The 16666-nt window shown below is 60.2% G+C and carries 15 protein-coding genes and 2 pseudogenes; 3 read left to right on the forward strand and 14 right to left on the reverse strand.

Annotated features, from left to right (window positions below):
* Window positions 1-84: 84 nt before the first annotated feature.
* The 11 genes and pseudogenes from LJ655_RS11310 to LJ655_RS11360 form a co-directional block, all read right to left on the reverse strand.
* Window positions 85-471, reverse strand: coding sequence for a hypothetical protein (locus LJ655_RS11310; RefSeq protein ID WP_230561325.1), 387 nt, complete (start codon window positions 469-471; stop codon window positions 85-87).
* Entirely contained in the window at window positions 432-797 is a 366-nt protein-coding gene (locus LJ655_RS11315) for a tlde1 domain-containing protein (RefSeq protein ID WP_230561326.1), read from the reverse strand. The genes LJ655_RS11310 and LJ655_RS11315 overlap by 40 nt, the downstream gene beginning before the upstream one ends.
* Window positions 798-951: 154 nt before the next feature.
* A pseudogene (locus tag LJ655_RS11320) lies at window positions 952-1215 on the reverse strand (transposase); the annotation flags it as partial.
* A 111-nt stretch (window positions 1216-1326) separates the two neighbouring features.
* Window positions 1327-2979, reverse strand: coding sequence for a fatty acid--CoA ligase (locus LJ655_RS11325; protein ID WP_230561327.1), 1653 nt, complete (start codon window positions 2977-2979; stop codon window positions 1327-1329).
* A 139-nt stretch (window positions 2980-3118) separates the two neighbouring features.
* Entirely contained in the window at window positions 3119-3844 is a 726-nt protein-coding gene (locus tag LJ655_RS11330; RefSeq protein ID WP_230561328.1) for an OmpW/AlkL family protein, read from the reverse strand.
* A gap of 49 nt (window positions 3845-3893) precedes the next feature.
* Entirely contained in the window at window positions 3894-5129 is a 1236-nt protein-coding gene (locus tag LJ655_RS11335) for an NADH:flavin oxidoreductase/NADH oxidase family protein (RefSeq protein WP_230561329.1), read from the reverse strand.
* A 70-nt stretch (window positions 5130-5199) separates the two neighbouring features.
* Window positions 5200-5387 (reverse strand): annotated as a pseudogene (locus LJ655_RS11340) (acetaldehyde dehydrogenase); the annotation flags it as partial.
* Window positions 5388-5456: 69 nt separating this feature from the next.
* Window positions 5457-6251, reverse strand: coding sequence for a 2-keto-4-pentenoate hydratase (locus tag LJ655_RS11345; protein WP_230561330.1), 795 nt, complete (start codon window positions 6249-6251; stop codon window positions 5457-5459).
* A 24-nt stretch (window positions 6252-6275) separates the two neighbouring features.
* Window positions 6276-8039 carry a bifunctional 3-(3-hydroxy-phenyl)propionate/3-hydroxycinnamic acid hydroxylase gene (locus LJ655_RS11350; RefSeq protein ID WP_230561331.1) on the reverse strand — a complete coding sequence of 588 codons (1764 nt, stop codon included), beginning with the start codon at window positions 8037-8039 and terminating at the stop codon, window positions 6276-6278.
* A 1-nt stretch (window position 8040) separates the two neighbouring features.
* Complete coding sequence (locus tag LJ655_RS11355; protein ID WP_230561332.1) at window positions 8041-9054, reverse strand: VOC family protein; 1014 nt, start codon at window positions 9052-9054, stop codon at window positions 8041-8043.
* A gap of 1 nt (window position 9055) precedes the next feature.
* Complete coding sequence (locus LJ655_RS11360; RefSeq protein WP_230561333.1) at window positions 9056-9964, reverse strand: alpha/beta fold hydrolase; 909 nt, start codon at window positions 9962-9964, stop codon at window positions 9056-9058.
* A 138-nt stretch (window positions 9965-10102) separates the two neighbouring features.
* On the opposite strand from LJ655_RS11360, the gene LJ655_RS11365 reads away from it, so the two are divergent.
* Window positions 10103-10801 carry a TetR/AcrR family transcriptional regulator gene (locus tag LJ655_RS11365; RefSeq protein WP_230561334.1) on the forward strand — a complete coding sequence of 233 codons (699 nt, stop codon included), beginning with the start codon at window positions 10103-10105 and terminating at the stop codon, window positions 10799-10801.
* Window positions 10802-11044: 243 nt separating this feature from the next.
* Here LJ655_RS11365 and LJ655_RS11370 read toward each other — a convergent pair whose 3' ends face one another.
* The 3 genes from LJ655_RS11370 to LJ655_RS11380 form a co-directional block, all read right to left on the reverse strand.
* Window positions 11045-12199: a hypothetical protein gene (locus tag LJ655_RS11370; protein WP_230561335.1), complete on the reverse strand. Its 1155-nt coding sequence runs from the start codon at window positions 12197-12199 to the stop codon at window positions 11045-11047.
* Between the two features lie 334 nt (window positions 12200-12533).
* Window positions 12534-12983 carry a hypothetical protein gene (locus tag LJ655_RS11375; protein WP_230561336.1) on the reverse strand — a complete coding sequence of 150 codons (450 nt, stop codon included), beginning with the start codon at window positions 12981-12983 and terminating at the stop codon, window positions 12534-12536.
* Window positions 12984-13162: 179 nt separating this feature from the next.
* Window positions 13163-13402 (reverse strand): hypothetical protein, encoded by a 240-nt coding sequence (locus tag LJ655_RS11380; RefSeq protein WP_230561337.1) that lies wholly within the window; start codon window positions 13400-13402, stop codon window positions 13163-13165.
* Between the two features lie 298 nt (window positions 13403-13700).
* Between LJ655_RS11380 and phaZ the strand changes: the two genes are divergently transcribed.
* The gene (gene phaZ, locus LJ655_RS11385) at window positions 13701-14999 is read left to right on the forward strand and encodes a polyhydroxyalkanoate depolymerase (protein WP_230561338.1); all 1299 of its coding nucleotides are present in this window, start codon (window positions 13701-13703) and stop codon (window positions 14997-14999) included.
* A gap of 544 nt (window positions 15000-15543) precedes the next feature.
* Window positions 15544-16503 (forward strand): GDSL-type esterase/lipase family protein, encoded by a 960-nt coding sequence (locus LJ655_RS11390; protein WP_230561339.1) that lies wholly within the window; start codon window positions 15544-15546, stop codon window positions 16501-16503.
* The last annotated feature ends 163 nt before the right edge of the window (window positions 16504-16666 follow it).

Here is a 16666-nt window from a genome sequence, read left to right on the forward strand (position 1 = left end):
AATCACCCAGAGAAAACGCTCGCGGATGCCGGATCTATTGCAGGACATAGGCCCGCGCCGCTCAGTCGGCGGCGCAGGCGTCGGTCAGGGTGCGTCGCCGCTAAATTTCCGATCGATCAGATAAACGTCGACACCACTCATTGAGCATTCAGTGGACGACGCGGTATTGACGGTAATAACGTGAAAATCTCGACCGGACCGGGAATGAAGGACGATGTCAAATACCTGTTTATAGAGATCCTTACCGACTTTCTCGATCGAGATCGGTGTCGTCTTGATTCTGGACTCGTCGAATTCCCCGGCCTTAACGAGGCCCGCATTCTGTAGCGTCGCCTCGGCCATGCTGACGGGCCAGCTCGTACAGGGTAGCCCGGGCGGACGAGCCAAACAGATCACGGGCGTGACCAGCAGAAGCGCAAACAGGCGCCGCATCAGTAAACCACTTCCAGAATGTGATCGCCGCTGTTCCATATCTGCGTCCGTACCGTCGGTGATTCAATGATGCACCCATTGGAGGCCTGGCCCGGGTGCTTGATGCTGTCGCCGTGAATCAGGAAACCGTCGCGCCCGTAGGTGTGAGTGCCATGGATCGGCGTTAGGCGCAGAGTATCGCCGCCCGCGTGCTTGTGTAGAAACGGTTCGCCGATCCGGTATGTACCTCGCGGAATAGGCCCGACATTGGCAACACCCTCTTTACTTGGATTGTTTTTTCCAACGCCCTTGCCCGAGTATCCCCGACTGACGAAATTCTCGTTGTGATAAAGCCGCCCCGTCGATTGCTGGTATCTCCAAACCATTATACGAATCTCCCTCGCTCAAATAAATCGGGAATCCATTATAAATTATCGTTCGCATACCTGATTTTTGGGATGATGTCAAAGTTAGTCAACGCGATGTCGACCGCCGCGCTCTAGTTCTCGGGGCGGTGCAACGATCCATTGAACCTACCCACGCCTTTATTAGGATGTCACGCTCCATCGTCAGGCGCGCCACTTCGGCACGAAGTCTAGACAATTCCATCTGCTCCGCACTGACCGGCATTGCACCGGCTCCGCCGAGCTTGCCTTCCTGCTCTGCCTTGACCCAGTTGGATATCGATCGCGTTGGCACGTCCAGCGTCGCAGCCACCGCCATCACGCTCTGTCCGGCCCTGACCAGCCGAACCGCTTCCAGCTTGAAATCGACCGTGTAGCGCGCCCGCCTCGTCTTGCTCATCTTCCTGACTCTCCTTGCTTGAGTTTAAACGCTCAGCAAGGGATTCGTTTTTCTGGGGCAAGCTCACGCTCTCAACGCAGCACTGGAACGGTTTCCACACTGCCTCGGCCGTTAGATGCCGAAGCGCTCCCGCAATGCTTTCTTGTTCAGCTTGCCCACGCTGGTTTTTTCCAGCGCATCGACGATCTTCACGACTTGCGGCACGGCATATTTGGAAATTTGTCCTTTCTCGCTGAAAGCCAGCACATGCCGCCGGATATCATCTTCCGTGATCGGCGCCGCGCTATCCTCGCGCGGCACCACCAATACGGCAGGACGTTCACCCCACTTCTCGTCCGCAATACCGACGACCGCCACTTCGGCCACGCCCGGATGTGTGGAAATCAGGCTCTCGATTTCCAGTGACGATATCCATTCACCGCCGGATTTGATGATGTCCTTCATGCGATCTGTGATTTGCACGAAACCGTCCGCGCCGATGCGCGCCACGTCGTGGGTGTGCAAATAACCACCGGCCCACAAGCGAGCCGACGCCTCCGGATCGTCCAGGTAGCCCTCAGTCAGCCACGGCGCGCGCGCAACGATCTCGCCGCTCGCGGCGCCGTCGTGCGGTATGTCGCGCATGTCCTCGTCGACGATGCGCAAATCGACAAGCGGGACTGGCAAGCCTGTCTTGCAACGCAGACGGATCGCTTCATCGCTATCAGCAGGCTCGCCATCGGGCTTAAGCTGCGCGAGCGTCAGCACGGGACAGGTCTCCGACATGCCATAGCCCGTAAATACATCGATGCCGTGCGCCAGCGCCTCACTCGCAAGGCCGTGCGAAAGCGGCGAGCCACCAATGACGACCTTCCACTTACTGAAATCGGTCGACGACGCTTCGGGGCACCTCAATAGCATGTGCAGAATCGTGCCGACACAGTGCGAAAAGGTTACGTCCTCCTCGCGTATCAGGTTTGCGATACGTTCGGGCACGTACCGCCCGGGATAAACCTGTTTTACTCCCATCACCGTGGCGATATACGGCATTCCCCATGCGTGGACATGAAACATCGGAGTGAGCGGCATGTAGACGTCGCCGCGGTGGAAGCGTTGCCCAGATTCAGGACTGGCGAGCGCCGCCATCACGCTGAGGGTGTGCAGAACGAGCTGCCGGTGCGAAAAATAAACCCCTTTTGGCAGGCCCGTGGTGCCGGTCGTGTAAAAGGTCGTCGCACGCGTGTTTTCGTCGAAATCGGGAAAGTCGTAGCATTCCGAGCTCGATGCAAGGAGTGCTTCGTACTCTTCCGCGAACGCGATTTTTTGTGATGCGGACACGGCGCCCTGCTCGTCGATCAGCACCATGGTGCGCACGGTCTCCAGCTTGTCACGAAGTGACTCGACGATCGGCAGAAAATCGGAATGGACGAGCAGAACATCGGCTTGCGCATGGTTGATCGTGTAAGCGATTTCGGCTGGCGAGAGCCGCACGTTCACAGTCTGCAGGATGGCGCCCATCATCGGTACGGTGAAATAGCACTCGAGATACCGGTGACTATCCCAATCCATGACGGCGACGGTCATACCTTTTTCTACGCCCAGCTTTTGCAGTCCATTCGCCAGTTGCGCGATCCGTATCTTGAGCTGTGCGTATGTCATGCGCACTCGCCCTTGATAAACGATCTCCTGGCTCGGTGCATGAGCCAGCGGTGTGTGCAAAAGGTGCTTGATCAGCAAGGGATACGTATAAGAGGACGGCATTGTCTTTATCACGCTGTCGTACATCGTGTTCTCCACAATTTCAATTGAACATCACGCATCGCACATGTCAGCGCCGCTGTCGTTGCACCCCGACATACAGCCGCGAACTGAGGTGGCTCGAACCATCCTGGGGCTGCAAGTAGCACCCGCCGTATTCGGAAAATCAGAACCGATAGCCAACCGAGAGAAACGTAACGAGCGGGTTGATCTTTACTTTGGCTGAGGTCGATACGCTACCCAGCGCCGACCGGGTGGTCAGCGTGGCCGTGGTCGACAGCCAGGCATATGAAACAGACATGCCGATCGACCAATGCCTGTCGATGTTGTACGTGAGGCCAGCATTGACGACCGGTGCAAAGGAACTTTTGAGCGACGCTGACGTAGGCCCTTCCAGGGCGGCGCCCGTTGCCGGCGACGCGAGAAACTGTCCTGTCGCGATCGGGCTGCTCAACTCGACGCTCTTGAACCACGCGTAGGAAATGCCCGCGCCCACATAGGGGCGAAAGCGCGCTGTCGGTTCGCCAAAGTGATATTGAGCCAGCAGCGACGGCCCCCATACTCGGGCGCTGCCTAGCTCCCCAAGCCCGGAAAGCGAGCCGGTGCCGCTCAGTCGCAGCTTCGGCGGCACGCCCAGCAGCGCTTCGACCGCGATATGGTCTGTTGCAAAGTATCGCGCCGAAAGCGCGACCGTATCGGCATTCGAAACCGATGCGCCGCTTCCGGGGATCGTGGCCGAAGTGCCGAGCGCATTGACAGTCAACGGATCACTCGAATCCTGAGGAGCCAGGTGCATCCAGCCCGCGTTGATCATCCAATTACCAGCCGATTGAGCATGAGCCGATGAAATCGCGAAAAGCGACAATGCAGTGGCTACGCCGATACGTTTCACGTTGTCTCCGATATCTAATGTGCAATGGTTCGCGGCGCGAAGGGAATCTTTAAATCCGCGTTTGAATCCACCGCTTGTACTGCCTGCCGCGACGATGGTTTTTCCATTGATCGCAGACGAGCGAGAGCAGAGGACGCCCTGCTGGCTTGACGGGACCTGCGACACTGAGTCTGCGCAGCTGGCGCTTCACCATCGCCTGCGTGGCGAGCGAAGCAAAGACCTTGTTTTTCCAGGTGACGGCCGGCAACGCCGCATCGCTACGTCGTCCAGCCCGCCATTCAAGCGGCAGCTCTGGCCGCACTGCGAGAGCAGTGGCCATGCCGATCATTTCGATGCCCTCTGCCAGCACGCCTTCGGCAATCTCGCGCCGACGGATTCCACCCGTGACCATGAGCGGCATCCGCGCGATCTTCCGAACTTCCCGGGCGAACTCGAGAAACCACGCCTCGCGCGCCAGCGTGCGGCCATCGCGGGCTTGTCCTTGCATCGCGGGCGCTTCGTAGCTTCCACCCGATAGCTCGATCAGATCGACCTCGCAGCCGTTGAGCATCTTGACCACCTCGCAAGCATCGGCGAGATCGAATCCGCCTCGCTGAAAATCAGCGGAATTCAGTTTGACTGCGACGCAAAAGGATGTTGAAACCTTGTCGCGAATACCACGCACGATGTCGAGCAGCAGGCGCGCCCGTTTTTCGAGCGAGCCGCCCCAACGATCGGTACGGTGATTGACCAGCGGCGATAGAAATTGGCTCAGCAAGTAACCGTGCGCCGCATGCACTTCGACACCAGTGAATCCGGCCCGCTCTGCCAATTGGGCAGCGCTGATGAAGCGATCGACGATCGCGCGGATCTCGTCGTCGCGCAATTCGCGAACGGGCGCGAACATTCTGGAGAAGCCCGGTATATCGATAGGCACCGGCGAGGGCGCCACGGCAGCCTGGCCAAGCGCGGCATAGACCTGCCGGCCAGGATGATTGAGCTGCATCCAGACCTGTACGCCTCGACTGCGGACACATCTCGCCCAACGTTCGAATGACGACAAATGCCTGTCATTTTCGAGCACTACGTCGCCGGGCCCGGTCATCGCCCTTCCATCCACCATCACGTTGCCGGTTATGATCAGCCCAGCGCCGCCGTTCGCCCAACGTTGATAGAGACGACAAAGCTCATCGCCCGGCGCATGATTGGCGTCCGCGAGGTTTTCTTCCATCGCCGCCTTTGCCAGGCGATTCGGAATCACGCTTCCGTTTGGAAGACTCAGGGGCAAGAAAAGAGACGCAGACATGTCTTAGCGGTTCCTCAGTTTGTCGATCAGTCGAACGCTGGCGCCGGCTGCGGCCTGTTTCAATGACGTCAGCGGCCACCATTGGAATGCTGGCCTGACCGCCGCAGGTCACCGTATTGATGTCGAGCGCGTCGAGATGGCCTTCTGCGTTCACCACCGGGATGCAGTACGACCCGATAGCGGCCGGCGTCAGGTCAACGAAGCGAATATCAGGCTTGATCGCACGCAGGAACGCGTCGTTGCGAGGATCTTGATCATCAGGTCAGTGCCGAAGTTGGCGCTGCCAATAATGGCGACTTTCAGTTTTCCTGCTCATCGGTCCCGTCCTCATCCGATCCGGCAGCTCACGCTGCCAAGGGCGCCGATCTGCGCATGAATCAGGTCGCCCTGAACGACGGGGACCATCGGGCCAAGCGCGCCTGACAGAATGACGTCGCCCGCCCGCAGCCCTTGCCCTCGTTGCGCCATCGTCCGCGCGAGCCAGTACACCGCTCGCAGCGGATGTCCCAGGCACGCGGCGCCACCGCCCGTTGATACGACCTTGCCTTGCTGCGTCATCGACATGCCCAGATCGCCAAGCGAAAGCTGGCCCACCGAAATCGGCTGAGCACCGAGCACGTAGAGGCCGCACGATGCGTTGTCGGCGACGGTATCCTCGAGCGTGATCTGCCAATCCGCGATCGCGCTGTCCACGATTTCGAGCGCAGGCAGCGCGTAAGCCAGAGACGACAGTACCTGGCAGAAGCTCGGCGCATCTTCGTCGATATCGCGCCCGACGACGAAGGCCACTTCCGCTTCGATTTTTGGCTGCAACAGCTGGGACATCGGAATCTCATCGCCGTCGAGATATTCCATGTCGTCGAAGAGCACGCCGAAGTCCGGTTGATCGACACCCAGTTGTCGCTGCACCGCGACCGATGTCAGGCCGATCTTCTTGCCGACGATGCGCCGGCCAGTGGCCATTCGGGCTGCCGTATTCGTTCCGGCAACGGCGTAGGCCGCTTCCAGGTCCGCAATGCCGAACCGGGTGGAGATCGGGCCGATGGGCGTGCGCGTCGCGCGCGCATGACGCAAGGCAATGGCTGCCGCCTGAACAGATGTCTGATCGATGGATTGGGACATGGCAGTGAAAGCGATACTCGTGGATCAAGCCGCTTTGGCAATGGATGGCGCACTCGTCGATGGGCGCGCCGCCCCCAAATGCAGTCCGGGACGCATTCCAAGCTCATCGCGCAGTCGCGTTACGGCAGGATTGATTTCTGTGACCGGAACGACGGCGAACGTGAAGCGATCGGGTCTCAGAATGGCGACGGCCTCTTTGCTGAAACCCGCCTTTTTGAACCAGGCGACCATATCGCCGCTGATGTCTTCCACCTCGGTTGCGCTACGAACGTTATCGCGCTCGACCCCGCTCAACCCCTGCGGTCGCCCGCCGTACGGGTATAGCGTGACGATCTGCGTGGACAGCACCTCCAATGTTTCCGACGACGCCTGGTCGAGATGACAAACCGGATCGACGTTCAGACCCACTAACGAAAACCCGTGCCCAAGCAGGTCGTCCATCCGCTGCCGCGCACCATTGAAGAGACGGACTTCTGGCTGAGGAGCCAGCGCGCCTTCCGGGCCGATGCGGCGCCGACGCGACAAGCCGAAATACGCGTTCTTCCTGTAGACGGGCTTCGGTTTGAAGCCGCCCTCCTGAAACCAGCGCCTGAGCGGGGGAACCGAGCGAATCGCACCGAGCGAGACGTCGCGTAAAAGCGTCGCGAACGGATTACGCGCCGAGACGACGTTCTTGAGCAAGACCGACACATCGATCATCGCTTTGGCGTGCGCGCGACGCTCTGATTGATACGTGTCCAGCAATGTATCGGCGGCAATGTCGCGCAGCACCAGGTCGAGCTTCCAGCCGAGGTTGTAGGCGTCGCGAACGCCGGAACTGGCGCCTTGCCCCATGAATTGCGGCGTCATATGCGCAGCATCGCCCGCTAGCAGAATGCGATCGGCCCGCCATTTCGCCGCGATCAGCGCGTTGAACGTGTACACGAGCTTGCGCTTGACGTCGAACTGATCGGGATCGACAAACATCGACAGATACTTACGCACCGTCTCGGGCCGCTCCATGTTCTCTTTCGTTTCTCCCGGCATCAGCATGAATTCGAAACGATGGAACCTGTCCGGCTGAACGCAGCTAACCACGGGAAGCTTCGGATTCACCACGAAGTTGAAGTACGGCAGATGACGCAAAGCATCGGTTCCCGGCTTGCGCTCGAGGTCCACCACGAGCCAGGGCTCAGGAAAGCTCTTGCCGGTCATTTCAATGCCCAATTTCGTTCTGACGATGCTGCGTCCGCCGTCCGCGCCGACCATGTAGCGCGCCCGCATCGATCGAACGTCGGCATCGCCCTGCAGGCGTTCGCGGGCATCGGTGCTGTCGCTGAATCGCGCTTCGCGCGTGGCTCGATGGACGATGCTCACGCCATCCTTGTCCTGCGAGAAATCGACAACCTCCCTCCCGCGGCGCACCTCGACGTTCGGATACCGCGACAGGGTTTCGGACAGCGTGGTTTCCAGATACGGTTGATAGAAGAAATTGACGACCGGCCAGCCGAACGGCCGCTTGTGCGGCATGTACTGGGTGATCGGCGAGCCGTCCGGACGCACGAGTTGAATGGGCGTCTCCATCATCATCCGCGACCGCAGTTCGTCAGCCACGTTCAAATGCTGGAAGATGCGCATGCATTCGTCGTCGGTGTAGACCGCGCGGGCATTGCCGTAAAAGACCGGCTCGCGCTCCAGCACGACGACGTGATGGCCAGCCTGCCCTAGCATATGCGCCAGCACGAGGCCGGTGGGGCCCAGTCCCACGATCGCGACATCGCAGGCATCGTCCCGATGCGCCACGTTCATTTCATTCTCCTCGTACAGTGAATTCCGGCTGCATCAGCGACGCAATGCCATGGCGAAAGCGGCCCAATCTGACGCGCAGACTGAGGTTTTCGGGACGGTGCCCCCATAGACTGACTCCCTGATACGTGGTCGTCCGCCACGTGCGCTCGTCCACCACGAGCGGGTTCCAGCCCAGTTCGATTTCGAAGCCGGATGGCGTTTGGACGTAGAACGACAGTTCGCGGTCGTTAGGGTGTTGGCCGATGGTGTTGGCGATCGGATAGCCCATCGCACGACACCGCAGAAAGGCTTCAGTCACGTCGTCCAGCGAGGCGCACTGAAGATTCATGTGGTGAATCTGCGTGCGCAATGGGTTGAGGCGAACGCCTCGCGTCGAGGCGGTCGCAAACGAATGGTGACGTTCGTTGAATCGCAGAAACGCGAAATCGAGATTCAGCCCGTCGATCTTGTCTTCGATTTCGTCGGAGAGCCGTGCGTCGAATACGTTTTTAAAAAACGCCTGCATGACCTCTGGCTGACGTGTCGTCACGGCAACGTGCCCCATGCCCGCAGCGCCAGTCACGAAGCCGCTTGCCTTCATCCGCAACGGCTGATCGCTGATCACCGCGTTCGTGAAGAGCTCAGTGCGCAGCTTCTTGGGGCCGGCGAAAAACCAGAAGCGCTCCACGCCGCGCAAAGCGGCCGCTTCCGCGCTCCCTGCCCGGACACAGATACCGCGCCCAGCGAGGCGTGCCAGCGCCAGCTCGAGCGCCGCTTCGTCGTCCAATTGCCAGCCGATTGCGATCGCGTCTTCAGCAGCGCCTTCACGAACGATCAGTCGACGCTGATGCGAATCGATACGGCATGCGACCACGTCCTGCCGGGGAATATCGACGTGCAAACCGAGCCCTTCGGCAGTAAATTTCGCCCACTCCTCCAGCCGGGCCGATTCAGCCAGTAGATAGCCCATGCGAACACGGCCAAATAAAGTGTTGGGTGCGGCCGCTGAACTCGCGGCGGTTGCGATGGTTGCCATCTCAGCAAGCTCCGGGGCAGTTATTGATGCGCGAGACTTGTGCCTCGCCGCCGTCCCGCGCAAGGAACGCGAGCACGGCAGCATTGAATTCGTCCGCTCGTTCCCACTGCACCCAGTGGCCGGTCTTGCTGAACAGATAGACGTCGCAATTCGGCATACGGCGCTGTAGTGATTCAGCGCCGCTCGGGCGGTTGACCTTGTCCTCGGTCCCCCACAGCACGAGCGTAGGGTTTTGCACCGACAACAGACGTGGATCGCGCGTGAAGTCGATCTTCCGGAACTTCGGAATGCCCTTGGGCCCGCGTAGCGGCGGGCTGGCCACCACCTCAGGGTCGATGCTGGACTTGAACCGTTCCCGGATCAGGGATTCGGGCACCAGGCTGCCGTCATAGATCAGATCGCCGCGGATGAATCGCGTGAGCTTTTCGAGAGTCGGGCCTTTGCCGCTGTAGTAATTAAGCAGACGCTTGAGACCTGGTGTGGGCAACTGACGTGTCGTATTGACGCCACCGGGTCCCATCAACACCAAACGGCCGATTGCGCTGGGGCGCTCCAGCGCCATGCGAAGCGCGCAAGCGCCTCCGAGCGAATTTCCAATCACGTGAGCGCGCCGGATGCCCAGTGTGTCCAGCATCCCGAGCATGCAGGCGGCCAGATCCCCGAACGGATCGCCACGGTCGACGCCTTTGGTGGACTTTCCATAGCCCGGCATGTCAGGCACCAGAACGCGGAAATGACGAGCCAGCGTCCCGATGTTTCTCGCGTAGTTGGAAACGCCTGACGCGCCGGGGCCACCGCCGTGAAGCATCAGCACTACGGGACCATCGCCCGCTTCCGTCAAAAAGATTCGCCTGGCACCGACATGGACGGTGCGCTCGCTCGTCGCGAGATTGAAAGAAGGGGCATTCATGGCGTCGCTTGCTCCGGGTTGCGCGAAGGATAAGACATTGTAGTGAGACATATGTCATTCTGACAATATTGTCGTTTTCACCTACCGAACGGATTGGTGCCCCTATCCTTTGCGTATAATTTCGACATGAGCGAACCCATGACCATTGACCATCGAACCCGCGTGGCGGCGGAACGGCGCGAGCGCATGCGCGCTCGACTGATCGAGAGTGCGATGTTGGTTTTTGCGGAAAAAGGGGTCGGCGCCAGCGTGATTCAGGAAGTCATCGCTGCGGCAGATGTGTCGCAAGGCACCTTTTACAACTACTTTCGTACGAACGAAGATTTGCTGGACGCGGTCACCCAGGAATTGAACGACGAGCTGCTGCGGCTCATCGAAGCGGAAGTCGGAACGTATGCCGATCCCGCCAAGCGGATTGCTTGCGGCGTGCGAATATTTCTTCATGCAGCGCGCAGTTACCCGCTCCTGGCGCGCTTCATCTGTGCCGCAGGTCTACATGCGGCGGGCCCGAGCAGCCTGATCTATGTCTACTTGCCCATCCACATTCAGCAAGGACTGGCAGAAGGCCGTTTCCGGGACGTGACGGTCGAATTGGCGTTAGACGTGATTGCCGGGACGGCATTGACGACGATTCGGCGTTTTGCCGAGGAAGGTGCTGAGAAGTCCGTGCAGCCGGAGCAGGCCGTTGCAGCCATCCTTCGAGGTCTGGGAATTTCTCGAGCGGCGGCTCAATCCCTGGTGCAAAGCAAGCTGGTGCCAATTGCGGTGCCGGTCGATTCCTTGTTGGAACGCGGGCACGCAAGGATACGGAGGCACTCGGAAACGGCGTCCCGGTAACGGCTCCCCGTCACGCATCGGGTTGGTGACCTATGGGTATGTGCGCCATGAGGCGCGGTCGCCGGCAACCAGCGCTTCCGCTGGCGGCCGGTTGGTACTACGATTTTTGTCGTGGCCATGGCGTAAGCCCTCCCGAGGGCAGGTTGACGAACTGGACATTCATCAACTTACACCGCGGCCACCCTATGCTTGGGCACTCTTCCTGCCTTCAGACTTTCTGCACATCTCTCGGAACACTGCCTTCTACCGCTCGAAATCGATGGACCAGCCCGGCGGAACTGTCACGTGATAAGACGTAGCGTTCGATTGAATTTCCCACTGCTGCAGAAGTTGCGCTTCGAATCGTTCGCCGGAAGCAAGCAGAATCAGGAAAATCAGAACCGCCGCTACCGGTTTGAGCAATGTAATCCTCGTGGTGACAATCGACAGCGTCAACGTCCATAGCATGAAAATGCCCCACGGGTAGACGTAGCGCGCGCCAGTTGCGAACCAGGCGATTTGCACGGCCGGCGCCACTCTCGTGACACCCAGACCCCAGATAAGCACGCCAAGGTAAAGCAGACATGCGAACACCAGCCGCGTACGCGACAGAGCGCAAACACCGATCACAAGCGCGGCGAATAGATAGCCGGCCGTGGTGGTGGCGATCACCGAGGGGAGGAAATCCGTAAACATCGCCTGAATCATCCAGGTGACCCAGGGGATATCGTGTACTCCTTTCGGTGGCTGCGGATTGCGCAGCATAACGATGGTCTGCACTGCAACGGCGACGAAATATGTCGCCAGAATCGGCCAGTTGATGGACGCAGCTCGTGATCTGAGGCGGCGCAGCGCGATAGCGATCGAGACGATCGGCACGAGGAGAACACCGAACGGCCCGGTCAGCGCCAACAATGCGACCGCGATGGCTCGCGGCAGCGACCGGCGACCCTGACTTTCAAAAACTGCCTCCCACAACAGCACGAGCAGCGCAGGCAGCAGAAACCATTGCAGGTATGTGATCGAGAGCAGCACCTCGCCGTTCTGAGGAGCGAGAACCGGCGCAAGGCCCATGAATGCGGCCGCGACCGGTGTAATCTGGCGAAGTGCGAACGCGATGTATGCGCATATGCCTGACGTGATAGCCGCGCAGCACCACACGAAAAAATAGGGAGTCGCGCTGAATGGCACGATAGCGCGCTGCGCTTCGGCAATCAGCCGAGGTACCAGATGCAAATAGCCGGCATAGTTTGTCAGGATGGCGCGCAAGCCCAACTGATGCGCCTGCAGAATAAAGATGGGCGCGTCCTCCGCCCACAGGAATCCGTGTTCAAGCCGGGTAGTTGCACGAGTCCAGATAATGACGAACGCGACCAGAAAGACGACTGCGCCCCGCGCGCGATGATTGGTTATTTTCATGGCGGCGACAATATCAAAGTGCCTTTTGGAAGTCTAGGGGTCTGTAGTAGGGCCCAGTCTGCTGCCTGATGTCCAATCTACCGACAAAAAAACGCGGCGCGTGAAAAGCTCACGCGCCGCGCAATCATTTGCACCTGCTTTTCTGTCAAGCCAGCACGTCGGAAAACACCGCCGGGACCGAACTCCCCACTGTCGATATGCAGCAAAGCGTAGCGACGAACCACCGCGGTGAAAATCATTCTGTTTCGATATGTTTATACCGATTCAATGTTGCATCTTGGTCGCTGGGTAGACATGCTCGCTTCGCGAAGCCTTTAACGTATTTGACGGCTCCTCAATGCCAATGCCCACCATGTCCGTGCCAGTGGCCGTAATAGCCTCCATGCCGATAGCCGCCACCCCAGTAACCCCCGATCACCACCGAAGGTCCCCACCATCCGTAGTAGCCCGGCCACGGGTAGCCGTATGGATAGGCGTAATAGCCCGGATAACCGTAGTACCCGTAGTAGCCGGGATAGCCATAATAAGCAGGCGGCGGCACCGCGACATACGTGCAATTCTCGCCCGACGACGGCAGGTCGTTTGGCGTGGCGTTTGCGCTGGCGGTACCGCTTGCCGGCGTGGGCCCATTGCCAGCGGTTGATTCTGCAGTGGCACTAGTGCAGCTGTAATAGCCACCCACTCCCGGATAGTATGAATAGGGGCCGTAATAGACACAGCCAGACAGCACGAGTGTGAGCGCGCCCGCCATGCCATTGCCAAGACCGACGATTTGAGAGCGCATAATTTCCCCCGATCGGGTACAACGCGCCCCATCACGATATCAACTTCAGAAGGAGCCGGGTGGAGCGATGACGAAGATTGGCAGTCCTTCGATCCACGCTCTGCCGCAAAACACCTTCTGATCGAAGACGGCAAGGTCGATCCCTGATCCTTGCCGTGACCGCGAACCTCCACCCGTTTCTACACGCCGATGGTCCGCGTCGTTTTCAGAGCGATCCATGTCATGCCTTCGCGCAGTCCTTCGAGTGCCGCTTCCCTTTCCACGGCGAACACCCGTGATTGGTGAAAAGTGCGTTCGAAGTCGCCCTCGGGCGACCCATGTTTGACGTGGATCGTCGCCTGAAATCCGCCCTCCTGCGCCTCTTCGGTCTGGACGCTCACGGACCAGGTTCCTTGCTGCGCGTTTGCTGAAATGGCCATCGGATGCTCCTCGGGTTATCGCGAGCGGCTACCACCGTCAGCGTAATTCCACGCCTCGCGTGCGTGTTGATCCACGTCAAGCGTCAACGCGAGACGTGAGACCTGAGACGTGAGACGCGCTCGACGTCACCGGCTTGCGCAAGGCTTTCAGCTCCGCTGCCGACGCACGCCGTTGCGCATACAGATTTCGCGTCCATCGCGCCGACGTTTCGCGGTAAGCTTTCCGCGGTATCCGTCTCACGCGTTCGCGCCGGTGCGGCAATGCTGCCCTCATGATCGACGAACGCCGGAGTTCCTCATGTGGTACACGTTCGTCGATGCCCAGCAACGTCTAGCTCGGGCGCTGGCCGGGGGAGTGCTCTCCGAATCCGGCCCAAGGCCGTGCGCGCCAGCGGGCTGGCTCGGCGTGGAACAGGCGGCCGACGCCTTCGGCTACTGGCTGCTCAGATCGACCTGCGCTTTCGAGCGGACGCCACCGTTCGCGATCCACTCCGTTGTCGCCAACGGTAGCCGCGTGGCCGTCTCCGAAAGCGTCGCCGCGTCGCCGGCGCTCGGCGCGCTGCTCAGATTCAACCGCGAAGCACCTACGTCATCTGCTGACGAAAAGCGGCCGGTATTGTTGTGTGCTCCACTCGCTGGACACCATTCGGTCATGCTGCGCGAGACCGTCGAAACGCTACTCGAAGAACGTGACGTGTTCGTGACCGACTGGGCCGACGCGCGCGACGTACCGCGCGAAGCGGGCCCGCTCGCGCTCGACGATTACGTGCAGGCGCTCGAAGGCTTCATGCGCACCGCCCGCGCGTTCGGGCCGCCCGTTCATGTGGTCGCGATCTGCCAGGCGAGCGTGCCCGCGCTGGGCGCCGCGGCGCTGCTCGCCACGGACGGGGCCGCGCCGATCGCGAGCGTCTCGCTGCTCGGGGGTCCGGTCGATACCCGTTTGAACCCGACCGTCACGGACCGATTCGCGAGCTCCCATACGCTCCAGTGGTTTCACGACAATGCGATCGATCTCGTGCCTCCCCCCTATCGCGGCGCGGGACGCCTCGTGTATCCCGGTTTCATTCAGCAGGCCGCGCTCTTTGCCGCGCATCCGGAGCGGCATCTGCGCCTCGAAGCGGAATACTGGTCCAGGTGGCTCGCCGGCGATATGTCAGGTGCGCAGCAAGCGTTACGTACGGCGAACGAATATGCCGCGGTCCTCGATATGGCGGAGTGCTACTTCCTCGACATGCTTCGTGTGGTGTTTCACGAGCATCTGTTACCGCGCAATCTGTGGTCGGTCGCCGGGCGTCAGGTGCGGATCGCCGCGCTGCGCGATACGCCGCTGTGCACGATCGAAGGCGACAGCGACGAGATCACGGGCGCGGGGCAAACCCATTGCGCGCATGCGTTGCACGAAGCATCGCCGATGCTCCCCCGGCGTCAGTTTACCGTTGAGCGATGCAATCACTACGACCTGTTTATCGGTCCGCGTTGGCGCGAGGCGGTCTATCCGGGGCTCTGCGAATTCTGGCGCGATGTCGAGCACGCTGCGCTGGAAGTTCGGCGGCCGCGCCGCGCGGTCAGGGCTTCGGCCAGCCGCAAATCGGCGTGAGGTGGCGGCGAAACCGTCGGCAGACCGGATTACGTTTACGCAAAGTGGGATCCGTATTCCACTGTTTATGTGGCACTGCGCAGCATAACGAAGGCTTAGGAAGATTCGCGAGTATAAAAAATGCGTCTTGCATCAGGGTGTTCGTTCGTGTACAGGTTGAGGTTCATGTGCTCCGCGGACCGCTTTGAGAGGCACTATGGACCGATTGCAAGCAGCGGCTGACAGTAGCAGCGCGTGGTCTCGACGCGCGCTGATCGCACTTTTCTCGACGGTTTGTCTCTCTTGTGGTGGTGGCGGCGCGGCCGGAACTGGCGGGTCCGGCGCAACACCAGCAAGTGGTTCGGGCGCAACATCCGGGAGTGGTTCAGGAGGAGCGTCTGGCAGCACGGTATCGATTCCATGGGTCGGTACCTGGGCGGTCGCACCATGGGTCACCGATTCACCGGGCTTCAACAACGTGACCGTGCGCCAGATCGTGCACACCAGCATCGGGGGGTCGGCCGTCCGTGTGCAATTGTCGAACCTTTACGGGAGCCAGCCAGTCGTGATCGGCAACGTTAATGTTGCCCTGCGTGACAGCGGTCCCACTACGGTCGCCAGCAGCACAAGAACGGTGACGTTCGCGGGCCAACCTGGTGTGACGCTGCCCGCAGGCGCGTCAATCGCGAGCGACCCTGTTCCGTTCGACGTGCCGCCGCTCGCGGATATTGCCGTCAGCCTGTATCTGCCCGGCGAAACCTCGCCGCAGTCGACGGGCCACGGCGGCTCGCTACAGGACGTCTATGTCGCGCCGGGCAACATCGGTGCCGAGCCGAGCTTCACCGGCTTCACTGCTAACCCTGCAGGTCAGGCGTATTATTTTTTGACGAACGTCGACGTCCAAAATGCGCAGGCAACCGGCGCGGTGGTGGCATTTGGCGCATCGATCACGGACGGGGGCGCATCCAGCAGCAACGCTAATCGCCGCTGGCCGAATGATCTTGCCAAGCGCCTGTTCGATGCCGGCATGGCAATCGGTGTACTGAACGAGGGAATCAGTGGCAATAACTTTTTCACCGATGGCGGCGGCGAAGCGGGCCTCAACCGCTTCGATCGGGACGCGTTGCACCAGCCGGGAGTGAAGTGGGTCATCGTCTCCGACGATGCCGTGAACAACCTCAACTCCAACACACCATCCAGCGCGCAGGATCTGATCGCCGCGTTCCAGCAGTTGATCGCCCGCGCGCACGGGGCCGACGTCAAGATTGTCTGCTCCACGCTGACACCGTTTCACGGCACGCCGTTCTGGACACCCGCGATCGAAACTACACGCGAAGAGGTCAACGCGTTTGTGCTGAGCCCGTCGAGCGGTTGCGATGCCGTGCTGGACCAGGCTCGCGCCGTGAGCGATCCGACTGACCCCACCTCCTTTTTGCCCGCTTTCAACAGTGGCGACAACCTGCATCCGAACGACGCTGGTCTGCAGGCGATCGCCGACGCATTAGACCTTAATAGCCTCAAGTGACCATATCACCATGAGCTTCTGAACTTGCGTGCGCATACCCAGCAAACAACGCCGGCGGACCGATCCCTTTATGGCAGGACTGTCGAGCCATTCGACCTTTGACGAGGTTGACCGCAGCAACGGCGAGCCCGGACGAGAAACGCCATCGCGTTGGACGGATCGA

The sequence above is a fragment of the Paraburkholderia translucens genome, assembly GCF_020881035.1.
GTDB lineage: Bacteria > Pseudomonadota > Gammaproteobacteria > Burkholderiales > Burkholderiaceae > Paraburkholderia > Paraburkholderia translucens.

Coding starts and splice junctions, on each gene's coding strand:
- LJ655_RS11350 (WP_230561331.1), bottom strand. CDS start 8,039: ATGAACGTGGCGCATCGGGACGATGCCTGCGATGTCGCGATCGTGGGA.
- LJ655_RS11325 (WP_230561327.1), bottom strand. CDS start 2,979: ATGTACGACAGCGTGATAAAGACAATGCCGTCCTCTTATACGTATCCC.
- LJ655_RS11345 (WP_230561330.1), bottom strand. CDS start 6,251: ATGTCCCAATCCATCGATCAGACATCTGTTCAGGCGGCAGCCATTGCC.
- LJ655_RS11370 (WP_230561335.1), bottom strand. CDS start 12,199: ATGAAAATAACCAATCATCGCGCGCGGGGCGCAGTCGTCTTTCTGGTC.
- LJ655_RS11310 (WP_230561325.1), bottom strand. CDS start 471: ATGGAACAGCGGCGATCACATTCTGGAAGTGGTTTACTGATGCGGCGC.
- LJ655_RS11380 (WP_230561337.1), bottom strand. CDS start 13,402: ATGGCCATTTCAGCAAACGCGCAGCAAGGAACCTGGTCCGTGAGCGTC.
- LJ655_RS11360 (WP_230561333.1), bottom strand. CDS start 9,964: ATGAATGCCCCTTCTTTCAATCTCGCGACGAGCGAGCGCACCGTCCAT.
- LJ655_RS11375 (WP_230561336.1), bottom strand. CDS start 12,983: ATGCGCTCTCAAATCGTCGGTCTTGGCAATGGCATGGCGGGCGCGCTC.
- LJ655_RS11365 (WP_230561334.1), top strand. CDS start 10,103: ATGACCATTGACCATCGAACCCGCGTGGCGGCGGAACGGCGCGAGCGC.
- LJ655_RS11315 (WP_230561326.1), bottom strand. CDS start 797: ATGGTTTGGAGATACCAGCAATCGACGGGGCGGCTTTATCACAACGAG.
- phaZ (WP_230561338.1), top strand. CDS start 13,701: ATGTGGTACACGTTCGTCGATGCCCAGCAACGTCTAGCTCGGGCGCTG.
- LJ655_RS11355 (WP_230561332.1), bottom strand. CDS start 9,054: ATGGCAACCATCGCAACCGCCGCGAGTTCAGCGGCCGCACCCAACACT.
- LJ655_RS11335 (WP_230561329.1), bottom strand. CDS start 5,129: ATGTCTGCGTCTCTTTTCTTGCCCCTGAGTCTTCCAAACGGAAGCGTG.